Genomic DNA, 15,727 nt, shown 5'->3' on the forward strand with positions numbered 1-15,727 from the left:
AACTTTGCAACTTTACAACTTCAGTAAATAGTCATAATAACAGTTAAACCCATAACCTCATAAACAAAAAAAGACACATGAAAAAAGTAGTTATAGTTGGTGGTGGCATTTCAGGTTTATGTAGTGCTTATTATTTAGTTAAGGAAGGACACTCTGTAACCGTTATAGATCAAAGCGATATAACTGCTGGCGCTTCATTTATTAATGCGGGTTATTTAACACCCAGTCATTTTATTCCGCTAGCAGCACCAGGTATTATTACCCAAGGTTTAAAGTGGATGTTAAATAGCTCGAGCCCCTTTTATATAAAACCACGTTTGGATTTTGATTTTTTTAAATGGGCATTATATTTTAAAAAATCAGCTACTAAAAATAATGTTGAAAAATCCATTCCTATTTTAAAGGAATTAAATTTAAAAAGTCAGCATCTATTTGAGGGCATGTTAGCATCTTTGGATTTTAATTTTCATTACGAAAAAAAAGGAATTCTCATGGCGTATAGCTCATCTAAAAATGAGGCAGAAGAGCATGAAATTGCAGAACGAGCTATTAAAGAAGGTTTAGATGTAACATGTTTAAATAAAGAAGAATTACACAAAATCCAACCGGTGCTTTCAGATCATGTCATTGGAGCTATTCACTATAAATGTGATTCGCATATGACGCCGAATCATTTTATGCTTACCATGAAAACATGGTTAGAAAATAATGGCGTCAAGTTTCATACCAATCAAATAGTTGAAGATTTTACCATAAAAAATGATAAAATAGTGGCTGTAAAATCCGAAAACATTAATTTTATAGCAGATGAATTTGTTTTAGCTATTGGAAGTTGGACATCAGCATTGGTATCAAAATTAAAGCTAAACATTCCCATTCAAGCAGGAAAAGGTTATAGTATGGATGTACACAGACCAACGGGTATTACCATACCAACGATATTGATTGAAGCTAAAACTGCCATAACACCCATGGATAATTTTACCCGATTTGCTGGAACTATGGAGTTTTCCGGGAATAACACCATCGTTAGAAAAGAACGCGTTGAAGCTTTGGCAAATGCCGTAAAAACATTTTATAAAGATATTGAAATTAATAACGAAGAGAAGGCAAAAGCGACTTCTGGATTAAGACCAGTATCTCCAGATGGGTTGCCTTTTATTGGCAAAACAAGTAAATACACCAACCTAACCATAGCAGCAGGGCACGCTATGATGGGTTGGAGCTTAGGCGCCATTACAGGACAGCTTGTTGCAGAGTTAGTTGATGGCAAAAAACCTTCAATAAATCTAGGTCCGCTTGCCCCAGAGCGTTTCAAATAAATATAAAATTTTAAAAATATGAGTAAATTCGGAATAGGAGGTTCAACCATAGAAGCAGAATTAAATGCTATAAAACCAGTCGCACATGTAATAAAACCTATTCAAGAAGCAGAATACAAAAGCAGAATACAAAAGGCATGCGAACTTATGAAACTGCAAAATGCCCAAGCTATGTATTTAAATGCGGGAACAAATTTACTTTACTTTACAGGAACACATTGGCATGCTAGCGAACGTATGGTAGGTGCCATTTTATTACCTAATGGCGATTTGCATTACATCGTTCCTAGCTTTGAAAAAGGCACCCTTTTAGATTTCATGGCCATAGAAGGTGAAATTCATTGCTGGGAAGAACATGAAAGTCCGTATCTGCTTTTGAACAATATACTTAAAGAAAACAACATATTAGAAGGTGATATTTTAATTGACGAAAGCACGCCTTTCTTTGTTTATGAGGGCATTTCTAAAGCTACAGGTTTAAATATTGAAAACGCACATACAGTAATTTCAGAATGTCGAATGATTAAATCTGAAGCTGAAATAGCCATTATTAAAGCCCTCATGGATATTACTTTAGAAGTTCACAAAGCTACCGCAAGAATTTTAAAAGTAGGCATCACAACTAAAGAAATTGAAGATTTTATTAATGAAGCCCACAAACGTTACGGTATGATCTCTGGTTCTTATTTTTGTATTGTTTTATTCGGAAAAGACGCCTCGTTTCCACATGGTGTTAAAACCCCAAAACCACTGGAATTAAACGATATCGTTTTGGTAGATACAGGTTGTTCGTTTCACGATTATATTTCAGATATTACCAGAACCTATATTTTTGGTGAGGCCAACGATTACCAACAAAAAATTTGGAACATCGAAAAAGAAGCACAATTAGCTGCTTTTACGGCATCACAAATGGGGCTTACCTGTGGTGATGTAGATCTGGCTGCAAGAGAAAAAATAGCATCTTACGGTCTTGGACCAGATTATAATCTTCCGGGATTACCACATCGAACAGGTCATGGCATAGGTTTGGATATTCATGAGTATCCTTATATCTTAAAAGGAAATAAAACTATTTTAAAACCAGGTATGTGTTATAGTATTGAACCCATGATTTGTGTGCCATCCGAATTTGGTATTCGTTTGGAAGACCATGTTTACATAACTAAAGATGGTCCAAAATGGTTTACGGAACCAGCACATTCTATCGAAAACCCATTTGGTAATTGAATCTTCGTTTTAGCTTCTAGGTGTTTAAATAGTTAAATAAAAAAAAGATAACATTGCAAAGCCTTAGTTTCAAACTTTGAACTTTGAACATCAAACCCACGTTTAAAGGGCTTTTTAGACAGTCTCATAAATTTGCTGTCATTGAGTCTATATTCTATTTTCTTTATTCTATTTTCTTTTAGAATACGGTCTAGAATCTTTTTCAAGGAGGTTTATATTAAAATTACACATAATCACACGTTAATATGCTGTTAAGGGTAATATACTATTACTTTCGGCTAACTTTAAACCATAACTGTTTGTAGATAATATTTATTTTTATAAATGAAAGATATTATCAAACAAATGACCAACAAAATACTTGCTATTTTAGTATGTCTTTGCTGTATTTCAATGTATAGCCAAGGTACTTTAGAAGAATATAAAAAAGCACTTGCTGTAGATTCTTTATTTAAAGATAAAGTTTTTAATTCACCATCAGGATTTTACTGGCTACCAAATAATAAACTTTGGTATGTTAATAATTCAAAATCGGGTAAAGAATATATTTTGGTTGATGTTGAACAAAAAACACAAAACCCTTTTTTCAATCATGATAAATTTGCTAAAGCATTGGCAAAACAAACCAATGAAACTATTCATGCGAACGCTATAGATATTAACAAGTTAGCGTATCACCAAGATAAAAATGAATTGGATTTTACCTATAAAAATACCGTTTTTACTTGCAATCTCAATAACTACACACTAACCTTTAATAAAACAGCTAAAGGCTGGCGAAATAAGGATGGAGATTATTGGGGAAATCGGTTTGACGAAACTAAAAAGCCACCAGTAACATCGCCAGATTCCTCTGCAATAGCATTTATTAAAAACTACAATCTTTATATAAAAAACATCAAAACTGAAGAAGAGAGTCAGTTAAGTTATGATGGTTCCAAAGGCAATTATTATTCCTCCTACATACAATGGTCGCCCGATGGTGAAAAAATAATGGCGTATAAGGTTAGACCCGGAGAAGAACATAAAATTTATTTCGTAGAGTCAAGCCCGAAAGACCAGTTACAACCTAAATTACAGTCCAGGGATTACCTAAAGCCAGGTGATCAATTGCCATTTAAAAGTCCGCAATTATTTATTGTGGAATCTAAAACAAAAATAGAGATTCCTACCAATGAATTTAATAGCCAATACAGCCTTTCGGATATAAAATGGCGTAAAGATAGCAGGGCCTTTACTTTTGAGTATAACCAACGTGGACACCAGGTTTATAAGGTTATTGAAGTCAACGCAACAACAGGAAAAGTAAACGTTTTAATAAACGAAACAAGCAACACGTTTATAGATTACAGTAATAAAAAATACCGACATGACATTGAAGATGGAAAAGCGATTTTATGGACTTCCGAACGCGATGGATGGAACCACCTGTATCTATACCATGGTGATGGGACCCTTAAAAAACAACTGACTAAAGGAGAATGGGTGGTTAGAAAAGTAATCCATGTAGATGAAGAAAACAAAGAAATTTATTTTACGGCGAGTGGTTTGGATAAAAAACAAGACCCTTATTTTATACACTATTTTAAAATAGATTTTGAAGGTAAAAACATGAAACGCTTAACGTCTGAAAATGGAAACCACAAACTAACCTTTTCAGAAGATTACAACTATTATGTCGATCAATATTCCCGTGTCGATTTACCTCCTGTAACGCTTTTAAAAACAACAGAAGATGCCAAAACGATTTTAGAGCTACAAACGGCAAATCATGCCGCTTTATTAAAAGAAGGGTGGATGGCACCAGAGGTATTTACCGCAAAAGGGAGAGATGGCATCACCGATATTTGGGGTATTATTGTAAGGCCCACAACGTTTGATCCCAATAGAAATTATCCAATAATAGAATACATTTATGCAGGTCCGCATGATTCGTTTGTCCCTAAAGAGTTTCATGCCTATTATTGGTCTATGTCTGCTTTAGCGGAACTTGGTTTTATTGTAGTGCAAATAGATGGTATGGGGACTTCAAACCGCTCTAAAGCCTTTCATGATGTTTGTTGGCAAAACCTAAAAGATGGTGGTTTCCCAGATAGAAAATTATGGATGAAAGCCGCTGCTAAAAAATACCCGTACATGAATATCGATAAAGTGGGGATCCATGGAACTTCTGCTGGCGGACAAAATGCTGGAGCTGCTTTGGTATTCAATTCAGATTTCTATGACGTGGCGGTGTCTTCTTGTGGCTGTCACGATAACAGAATGGATAAAATGTGGTGGAACGAACAATTTATGGGTTACCCTATTGGTCCACATTATGCCGCGTGTTCCAACATTGAAAATGCGGCTCAGTTGGAAGGAAACCTGATGTTAATTTTAGGAGAAGTTGATGATAACGTAGATCCATCTTCAACCATGCAATTTGCTGATGCGCTTATAAAAGCCAATAAAGATTTTGAATTAGTCACCATTCCCGGAATGGGACACTCCTCTGGAGGCGCCTTTGGGGAGCGTAAACGAAAAGATTTTTTTGTAAAACATTTACTAAATGTAACACCACCCACATGGAATGAAATTTACAATGAGGGCACGCCCAAAAAGAATATAAATAGATAAGTTAAAAGTTAAAAGTTAAAAGTTGAAAGTTGAAAGTTAAAAGTTAAAACAAGAAAAGAGAAACTTTTCAACTTATAAAGAGACAAAGTGGCAAAGTAGCAAAGCGAAAAGTAACTAACTAAAAAACTCAGAAACTTTGAAGCTCTGAAACTCTGAAACTCTGAAACTTAAAAAAAAAACAAACACATGAAAATCCATAAATCACTCATTTATACACTACTAACTGTTCTACCTGTGATGACAACAAATTTACAGGCACAAAATGGAGATCAAATTTTAGACGGTATTGGCGAAACAGGATTAATTGCTCGCTATTTGTTTGATGGTGATGCGAAGGATTGGTCACGAAACAATCTACATGGCAAGCTAAATGATTCGAAAGCTAATTTTGTTGATGACGACCTGTTTGGCACAGTGCTTTCTTTGCCAGCAGATAGTAACGCTTTTGTTATTTTACCAGGAGAAGCAGTCACCGGAGAAGAATCACTTAGTATAACAGGGTGGATTTATTTGCTTTCTGATCGTCAGGGGCAACATTTTTTTGATTTTGGAAAAAACACCAAATCCCATTTTTTTGTCGCTCCCATGGGAACTAACGAAAAACAAGGATATCAGGCAGGAATCGTTACTGAAGCAGGGGATAAGTACCAAACAGATCCATCAGCTATAGAAGCCAATAGATGGAACCATTTAGCTATTGTTATCAATGTGCCTTCAAAATCCCTCAGCACGTATGTTAATGGTAAACTCGTTAGTGAAACCAAAAACGTAGAGCTGGATTTAGAACATGTATTCGATAAGAATTCTAGCACCAAGAATATGCTCTATATAGGGAAGTCACTTTTATCTAACAACGCTTATCTCCATGCCAAATTACATGATTTTAGAATCTATCGAATCCCTTTGAGTGAAAAGCAAATCGCCAGAATTCACCATAATGCTTTGAGCGGTGAGGAGACGGTTGTAAATGAAACGAAAGATGTTGCAGACGACCTGCCTATGTTTTCCAAAACAAGTCCCCAACTTTATAACGAATACGTGACCAGCGTACCAAACGTTGAAATAGAAACAGTAGTAGGATATCTTCCTCGCTTACCGCGCTACGTAAAAGGCATTTATCGCAATGGCATGGAAGGTCCAGACGTCCGCGTACTATGGCCAGCACCAAAAGATAACAGTAACGTACGCACAGCAGGTCAATATACCATAACAGGAAGTATCGCTGGTACTGACTTAAAACCCAAAGCAGTTATAACAGTCAAAGAGGTCAAGGAAAACGCGACGCCAACCCGAAAACTAGAAGTTTTTAATCTGGATGAAGTTTCATTAAACCCAGATCTTCATGGGCATAACACAAAATTTATTGAGAACCGTGATAAGTTCATAACCACCCTTGCCAAAACAAACCCAGACGATTTCCTGTATATGTTTCGCAATGCCTTTGGACAGGAACAACCTCAAGGCGCAGAACCGTTAGGGGTATGGGACACTCAGGAAACCAAATTACGCGGTCATGCCACGGGACATTATCTAACAGCGATTGCACAAGCCTATGCGAGTACGGGTTATGATAAGGCACTCCAAGCTAATTTTGCTAATAAGATGGAATCTATGGTCAATACGCTATACGGGTTATCGCAAATGTCTGGGCAACCACGGGAAACAGGAGGAGCGCACGTATCAGATCCAACCGCTGTACCCATAGGCGTAGGGAAAACAAACTATGACTCAGATTTGAGTATAGACGGTATTCGTACCGATTATTGGAATTGGGGAAAAGGGTTCATTAGTGCCTATCCACCAGATCAATTCATTATGCTAGAAAATGGCGCCACCTATGGCGGGCAGAAAACCCAAATTTGGGCACCCTACTATACACTACATAAAATCCTTGCAGGATTGATGGATATATATGAAGTCAGTGGTAATGAAAAAGCCCTTGAAGTTGCTAAGGGAATGGGTGACTGGGTACATGCCCGTTTGAGTCAGTTGCCAACCGAAGCACTTATCAGTATGTGGAACAGGTATATAGCTGGAGAATTTGGCGGTATGAATGAAGCCATGGCGCGACTGTCTCGAATAACGAATGAGCACCGTTACCTAGAAGTTGCTCAATTATTCGATAACATCAACATGTTTTTTGGTGACGCTGAACATTCACATGGATTAGCGAAGAATGTAGATACCTTCCGTGGGTTACATGCCAATCAACACATTCCTCAAATTATGGGAGCACTCGAAACCTATCGTGATTCCAATACTCCGGACTATTACCGTATAGCCGATAATTTCTGGTATAAAACCACCAATGATTATATGTACAGCATTGGAGGCGTTGCGGGAGCCCGTAATCCTGCCAACGCGGAATGTTTTATCAGTCAGCCAGCAACAATCTATGAAAATGGTTTGTCCGCTGGTGGGCAGAATGAAACCTGTGCGACCTACAACATGCTTAAGCTAACCAGAAATTTATTTCTTTATGAACAGCGTGCCGAACTCATGGATTATTATGAACGGGGTCTTTATAACCATATCCTAGCTTCTGTGGCAGAAGATAGCCCTGCGAATACGTATCATGTGCCGTTGAGACCGGGCTCCATAAAACATTTTGGCAATGCGGACATGAAAGGATTCACTTGCTGTAATGGGACAGCTTTAGAAAGTAGTACCAAGCTTCAGAATTCAATTTATTTTAAAAGTATGGATAACCATGCACTTTATGTCAATCTGTATGTGCCTTCAACATTACACTGGACTGAAAAAAATATAACTTTAGTGCAAACAACTGCTTTTCCAAATGAAGACCATACGAAGTTAACCATTAAAGGAAGTGGGAAGTTTGATGTTAATGTTCGCGTACCGCATTGGGCGACCCAAGGATTTTCCGTAAAGATAAATGGCAAAAAAGAAAAAGTGGCTGCCACACCGGGAAGCTATCTTAAATTGAGCCGTAAATGGAAAAATGGAGATACCATAGAACTGCACATGCCATTTCAATTTCATTTAGACCCCATAATGGATCAGCAAAATATAGCGAGTTTGTTTTATGGCCCCATTTTACTGGCAGCACAGGAGTCCGAACCACGAAAAGACTGGCGGAAAGTAACTTTAGATGCTCAGGATATTAGCAAGTCCATAGAAGGAAATCCAAAGACTTTGGAGTTTAATATAGACGGCGTTGTTTTCAAACCTTTTTATGAAACTTATGGGAGACATTCGGTTTATCTAGACGTTACCCTTAAATAATTCGACCATGAACTATACATCTTTAAAAACATACCATTTCTTAATTATATTCTTTCTAACCATGATGGTAACCGCACAAAGCAACCTTATAGATTTGGTAAACTCATATAGTGCCGATAAACGTGCTTTAAATAAATTTTATACCCATAGTGAATCTGAAGAATACTATCAGCGGTTTATGACCTTATATGCTAACTGGCAAAATAAAATGGAAGCCCTGGATTTTGATGCTTTAAACCAACAGGAAAAAGTAGATTACCTCCTTTTAAAGAACTTGATTGAAAAAGAAACTTACTTTTTCAATTTAGATTATATAGCGTTTAAAGAGGTGGCTTCCGTATCGGATTTTGCTAAAGATATAGTTCCTTTCATTAAAGAAAGAAGACGGGGTAAAAAACCAGATGCCCAGGCACTGGCAAAAATTTTACACGATGCCAGCTCGAAAATTGATGCTGAAATAAAGACACTTAACGAGCAGCTTTTTAAAGATTGGCTAATGGCAGAAAAGGCTTCTAAAGTAATCGTGTCTTTCCAAAAATCATTAGAAGAAGCCTATTCTTTTTATTGCGGTTACGACCCTAGTTTTACCTGGTGGGTTGAAAAACCATTCGAACACATATCCGCTAAACTTTCTGAATATGCTAATCTACTTAAAGAAAACTATTCTAAAACCAGTATAAAAGACGATGGTAGTGGTATTATCGGAAAACCAATTGGAAGAGAGGCGCTCATTGAAAGTTTAAATTTTGAATTTATTCCGTACACACCGGAACAAATGATTAAAACTGCCGAAAATCAGTTTAACTGGTGCAAGGAGGAAATGATAAAAGCATCGAAAGATTTAGGTTATGGAACCGACTGGAAAGCTGCCTTGGAGCATGTGAAAAATACCTATGTGCCTGCTGGCGAACAACCTCAAGTTATCACAGATCTTTATAATCAATCTGTCGATTTTATTGAAGCACGCGATTTGATAACATTTCCGGAATTGGCAAAAGAAACTTGGGGCATGATTATGATGACACCAGAGCGTCAAAAAGTAAATCCATTCTTTACAGGTGGTTGGGAAATTAGTATTTCTTATCCTACCCAAGATATGAGTGAGGCCGATAAATTAATGAGCATGCGTGGAAACAATCCTAATTTTTCCAGAGCGACCGTACAACATGAATTATTGCCGGGGCATAATCTTCAATATTTTATGAATGCCCGCCATAAAAGTTACCGCAATGCATTCGACACCCCTTTTTGGATGGAAGGATGGGCACTTTATTGGGAAATAAACTTATGGAATAAAGAATTCCCCCAAACACCTGAACAAAAATTAGGGATGCTATTTTGGAGAATCCATAGATGTGCACGCATTATTTTCTCTTTAAAATATCATTTAGGAGACATGACACCCCAGCAGTGTATTGATATGCTTGTAAACGAAGTTGGTCACGAATACGCCAATGCCGAAGCAGAAGTCAGACGTTCTTTTGCTACAAGCTATACCCCACCATTATATCAAATGGCTTATATGACGGGAGGTTTGCAATTTTATGCCTTACGGAATGAAATGTTGGAAAAAGGGTGGACAGAAAAACAATTCCATGATCGTGTTTTACAAGAAAACATGATGCCCATCGAGCTTCTAAGAAGTCTGATACAAGATTTACCATTAAAGAAAAACCATAAAACGCATTGGAAATTCTCAACGGAATTCAAATGAAAATTTTTTAATACATGACAAAAATCCAAATATATTCAGATGTCAGACTGAGGTATCATTTTTATTCTAAAAAAAGCAACATAAAATGACGTTTAGTTTGTCAGACTGAGCTTGTCGAAGTCCTAATTTTAAAAGTCCAAGACATTGGAAGTATTGCTTTTAATAGCATTTCGACATTTTTGTTATGTACTAATATTAAAAAAAACTACTAAATCAAAAAATAATGAACCACCTAAAATTAAAGTTTAGTTTCCTATTATTAATAATAACCGGCTTGGGTGTTCAAGCACAGGGCTATTGGAGCCGACTGGAGGATAAAGAGCCGACTTTGGGAATTGCTGAGGTCTATCAAAAGTTTAATACACCCCATTTTCAACTAAAACTTGTAAAAGCATCCCAAACCGTTGCGGGTTTAAAACCAATAAAGAATTTAAATTTCGATTTCACCCCAAGCGATCGTTTGGAAATTAGGGACAAAGACGGTTTATACCATTTAGGTGACATCAATTTAAGAATTAAAGAAAGGGATTTCGAATGGAAAAGTTACTCCACTGCTGCCAAGCGTGCTGCTGTTACAGCGTTGGAAGTATCAGGGGCTGTTATCGCTGGTGCAGACTTAGCCAATACCTTACCAAGTGATATTCCTGTTACCATAAAACGTTTTTACGAAATAGATAACGACCATTTGGTGATGCGGTTTGAAATCACAAACAAATCGGCAACCGACATAGAAATAGGCGCTTTAGGCATTCCTATGATTTTTAATAATATTTTAGAAGGAAAGTCGCTAAATGAAACCCATGCTCAAAATGTGTTTTTCGATCCGTATATAGGGCTGGATGCAGGCTATTTAGAAGTAAAAAGACTTAGCGGTCGTGGTTCTGCGCTATTAGTGCTGCCAAAGGAAAACATGCCTTTTGAAGCCTATCGTCCGCTGTTAGACGACCCAACACCGAGAAGTATTGTTTTTGAAGGCTTTCATGAGTGGATGGCATATAGCAAAGCATACGCAGAAAACGAATGGAAAGAGGCAACCCCATGGAACAAACCAACATCATTAATCTTAAAACCAAATGCATCTAAAAATTTTGCCTTAAAGTTTGTGCTTTCAGAAGGTATAGAAGACATTCAACAGACTCTTATTAAAGAAGAACAACCTGTGGCAACAAGCATCCCTGGTTATGTCATTCCGCAAGATATTAAATCGCAGTTATTCTTAAATTACAAAAGCCATGTAAGCGCCTTTACTATAGAACCCAAAGGAAGTATTCAAATAGAGGAAGATGGCACAACCAATAAAGGTCTAAAAAAATACACCGTTCGCGGAAAAAAATGGGGACGTTCTAGGCTAACCATAACGTATGATGATGGTGTAAAACAAACGATAAACTATAAAATAATTAAACCTGAAACCGATGTTGTAAAAGACTTTGGACATTTCCTAACAACAGCACAGTGGTTTGATGAACCTAACGATTTATTCGGTAGGAATCCCTCTGTAATTAGTTATGATTATGAAACTAAAAAACAGTTAACCGAGGACAGTCGTGCATGGGTTGCTGGTTTGAGTGATGAAGGTGGTGCAGGGGGTTGGTTAGCTGCTATTATGAAACAGCATATTCAACCAGACAAAGAAGAAATTAAAAAACTACAACGCTTTATAGATGAAACGCTTTGGGGTAACATTCAATATAGCGAAGGTAAAAACAAATACGGTGTAAAAAAGAGTGTGTTTTACTATGAGCCTGACTCTTTGCCAAAGGGCACATATAGTGACAGCATAAACTATAAAACCTGGGCTGCTTGGGACCATAAACATGCAAACGATCCGGGTAGATCCTATAATTATCCACACGTGGCTGCCGCTTATTGGACCATGTACCGCTTGGCAAGATATCATGACGGCTTGGTGGATAATAGAACTTGGGATTGGTACTTAAAACAAGCCTATCACACGACGATTGCCATGACTGAATTAGCACCTTATTATGCACAATTCGGACAAATGGAAGGCTCTGTATTTTTATATATTTTGGAAGACCTAAAAGTTGAAGGATATGAAGATATGTCTGCCGATTTAGAAGCGAAAATGAAAAATAGGGCAGACCATTGGGAAGCTTTGGAATACCCTTTTGGAAGTGAAATGCCTTGGGATTCCACAGGACAAGAAGAAGTGTATATGTGGTCCGATTATTTTGGATACCATCATAAAGCAAATGTCACACTCAACGCCATTTTAGCTTATATGCCTACAATGCCCCATTGGGCTTACAATGGAAACGCACGTAGATATTGGGACTTCCTTTATGGTGGGAAATTATCAAGAGTTGAGCGTCAAATCCATCATTACGGCTCGTCCTTAAATGCGATTCCTGTGCTGACACAATACAGAAAAACCGCCGATAATTTATATTTATTAAAAGTAGGTTATGGTGGTTTATTAGGAGGCATATCAAATATTACTGAAGACGGATTTGGTCCAGCGGCATTCCATTCATATCCTACCGAATTAAGAATCGATTATTTATCTGGGGATTATGGCTCTGGGTTTTATGGCTATGCTGTTAATACCGCGACTTATATAACCAAGGATGACGATTTAGGATGGCTGGCCTTTGGCGGCAATGTGACAACAAAAGGTGATTTGATTGAGGTTGAAATAACAACTGCAGCAAAATCGAAAGTGTTTGTTGCTCCTAAAAAAATGTGGCTCACATTAGATGCCGGTACCTTTGAAAAAATAACCTATAATACCAAAACGGATCGCATAGAAATCACCTTAAATGGCAAAGATGAGTTTACGCCAAACGCCTATTTAAGAGTGAATGATGACATGGAGTTACCATATACAAAAGTAAGAGGTGCTTACCAAATACCCCTGCAAAAAAAGCCCCTTCAAATAAAGTTATAAAATTTGATGCTGGAAATTGCAGTATTCAGTATTCAGTGGACAGTAGCAGTAGGCAGTAGCAGTATTCAGTGGTCAGTATTCAGTAAGCAGTAATTTATGATTAACTATCAATTCAACAATTAAACGATTCAACGAATAAACAATAGTCAATAGTCAGTGGACAGTATTCAGTAGCAGTATTCAGTAGTTAGTTGTTAATAACCGAATAAACAATAAACAATAAACAATAAACAATAATCAATAATAAGATAGAATGCCAACAAAAAAAACACAACGTTACCTTTCTTATATCTTGATAGTTGCTTTCTTATCGTGTGCTCAAAAAGGACAAGTAAAAACAAATACTTCCGAGGTCAAACATCATCATTCACTATATACTGGAAATCCTATATTACCGGGGTACTATGCAGATCCTACAATAAAAAAGTTCGGGGATATATATTATATATATGCTACTACGGACAATGAAATGTTAGCATCTGGCGCACCAACGGTTTGGTACAGTAAGGATTTTCAAAATTGGTATAATTACACCATGGAAATTCCTTCGTTATCTTCAGTTAACTTAAGAAATTTTTGGGCACCAGATATTATAGAAGGTAAGGATGGTAAGTATTACTTGTATTTTGGCAACTGTCAAGCAGGATGTAACATTTATGGCTATGTTTCGGACACACCTACGGGGCCATGGACGAAACTAAATGAAGACGACACACCTGTTATTGCACATAACTATCCAAGACCAGGTTTTCCGTCTTTAGATGCACAGTTTTTTACAGATACCGATGGGAAAGTGTATGCCTATTGGGGAACGTGGGTGCATTACAATGGTGGGTATGCTGTTGGTGAACTGGATACGAAGACCATGAAAGATATGGTGAATTCTACTAATATTCCGTTAGAACAAACCCCAGATCCTTTTGAAGCTGCCTACATGATGAAAAAAGGGGATAAATATATTTTAATGTATTCTGGCGATTCTTGTCATGATGAAACTTATAACGTACGGTATGCTTACTCAAACAGCCCGTATGGTCCTTTTACGCCTGGTGAAAACAACCCCATTTTAAGCACAAATGAAGACAAGACCGTTCATGGACCTGGTCATCACTCCGTTTTACAAGATGGGGATGATGATTATATTGTTTACCATAGACATGATTACCCTATGACCCGTGGAGGACTTTCAAGGCAAGTATGCATTGATAAAATGATTTTTGAAAACGATTCCGTTATAAAAGCAGTAGTGCCTTCCCATACAGGTATTGTATCTATAGAAAAATCGGATGTTCCCGAAGATATTGCTTTTAACAAAAATACATCAGCGTCATCAACCTATCATCTAAAATCTTTAGAATACGATTATAAATATGAACCGGCATTTGCCACGGATAACAACAATGCTACGATGTGGAAAGCTGCCAACAATACGTTCCCACAAGATTTAACGATCGATTTAGGAAAAGTGACCGCAGTAAAGCGTGTGATGACACAATTTGAATTTGCTAGTTATTATTATCAATATACTTTAGAATACTCCAAAGATGGAAAAACGTGGCACATGTTTGCCGATAAATCTAAAAACCAAACCTCTGGCAGCCCCATGATTGATGATCATGATGTTATGGCACGTTACATCAAACTGACTGTTTTAGCAACAGAAAAAGTAGGACTTCTGGCTGCCGTTTGGAATATAAAAGTGTATAGCGATTTATTTGAAATTCCACTTCAGTTAAAAAACAAAGCATCAAATGAACCTCCAGCGGCAGTAAGCACACATAAAAAAATAATAGATATAGCTGCCGAAGATGTGAACACCGATGTTTTAGCAAAAGTGGTAAACAAAGGATCTATTTCTGGCATATTTTCTAAAGTGGGAGATGTTTCAGTTTCAACAGATAAAGACACAGGCAAAAAAGTTTTTGAATTTAAAAAAGGCGCTTTGGTATGGGATCAACCTGTTCCTAAAAATCTGGCATGGAACGGTTCTTTTACCGTGGCGACATGGGTGAAAAACCCAAAAATAAGTCAGGAAGGAGAATTTTTAGTTTCATGGTGTGACAGACATGCGTTTAATTTAGCAAATTCATATAATGCCTTAGCATATAATAGCGGACATTACGGCGCCGTTGCACATTTAGATGGTCATTTTGATATGCGCTATAAAACGTTGCCCCAAGCAAATGAATGGCATCATATTGTGGTAACTTTTGATGGCGTGGTCGAAAAAATCTATGTGGATGGTGTTTTAGATAATTCACAGAATATGTTACTGTCCTCAGCAATTGATAATGCTAAAATAATTATTGGCGCTTCGGATATTGGAGAACATTATTCGGGATTTATGGCATCTTTACAAATGTATGATTATGCGCTGAACCAAGATGAGTTAAATAAACTTATGCAAGAAACAAAACCTTAAAAAGAAAACCCATACAGAACATATTTTATAGCGCTTTTAAATTTAGGTTAATATAATATCAATATCGGCTAATTTATAATAACCTAAAAGCTTATATAATTAGTAAACTTGTATAAAATGTTTGAAAAGTCTTATATAAAAATGACCTATACAAATTGCTTTCGATATTTAAATTCGAATAAATTATCAAAACACGTAGGGTAATCAGATTACAAATCATCGTAAAAATAATTTTAGGATGTTTTTACTCCTAACTGGGCTTTAAC

At 36.9% G+C, this 15,727-nt stretch carries 7 protein-coding genes; all 7 read left to right on the forward strand.

Going from position 1 to position 15,727, the window contains the following annotated elements; translation table 11 throughout:
- The first annotated feature begins 77 nt into the window (after positions 1 to 77).
- The 7 genes from CJ739_RS15505 (at position 78) to CJ739_RS15535 (ending at position 15,461) form a co-directional block, all read left to right on the forward strand.
- The gene (locus CJ739_RS15505) at positions 78 to 1,322 is read left to right on the forward strand and encodes an NAD(P)/FAD-dependent oxidoreductase (protein WP_117176928.1); all 1,245 of its coding nucleotides are present in this window, start codon (positions 78 to 80) and stop codon (positions 1,320 to 1,322) included.
- Positions 1,323 to 1,340: 18 nt separating this feature from the next.
- Positions 1,341 to 2,552 (forward strand): M24 family metallopeptidase, encoded by a 1,212-nt coding sequence (locus CJ739_RS15510; RefSeq protein ID WP_117176930.1) that lies wholly within the window; start codon positions 1,341 to 1,343, stop codon positions 2,550 to 2,552.
- Positions 2,553 to 2,876: 324 nt separating this feature from the next.
- Positions 2,877 to 5,168: a S9 family peptidase gene (locus tag CJ739_RS15515; RefSeq protein ID WP_236951524.1), complete on the forward strand. Its 2,292-nt coding sequence runs from the start codon at positions 2,877 to 2,879 to the stop codon at positions 5,166 to 5,168.
- 186 nt (positions 5,169 to 5,354) lie between these two features.
- Complete coding sequence (locus CJ739_RS15520; RefSeq protein WP_117176932.1) at positions 5,355 to 8,414, forward strand: beta-L-arabinofuranosidase domain-containing protein; 3,060 nt, start codon at positions 5,355 to 5,357, stop codon at positions 8,412 to 8,414.
- 7 nt (positions 8,415 to 8,421) lie between these two features.
- Positions 8,422 to 10,128, forward strand: coding sequence for a DUF885 family protein (locus tag CJ739_RS15525; RefSeq protein WP_162880237.1), 1,707 nt, complete (start codon positions 8,422 to 8,424; stop codon positions 10,126 to 10,128).
- A 223-nt stretch (positions 10,129 to 10,351) separates the two neighbouring features.
- Positions 10,352 to 13,039, forward strand: a complete 2,688-nt coding sequence (locus CJ739_RS15530) for a DUF5695 domain-containing protein (protein ID WP_117176936.1) — start codon at positions 10,352 to 10,354, stop codon at positions 13,037 to 13,039.
- A gap of 253 nt (positions 13,040 to 13,292) precedes the next feature.
- Positions 13,293 to 15,461 (forward strand): family 43 glycosylhydrolase, encoded by a 2,169-nt coding sequence (locus CJ739_RS15535; protein ID WP_117176938.1) that lies wholly within the window; start codon positions 13,293 to 13,295, stop codon positions 15,459 to 15,461.
- The last annotated feature ends 266 nt before the right edge of the window (positions 15,462 to 15,727 follow it).

It is taken from the genome of Mariniflexile sp. TRM1-10 (genome assembly GCF_003425985.1).
Classification (GTDB): domain Bacteria; phylum Bacteroidota; class Bacteroidia; order Flavobacteriales; family Flavobacteriaceae; genus Mariniflexile.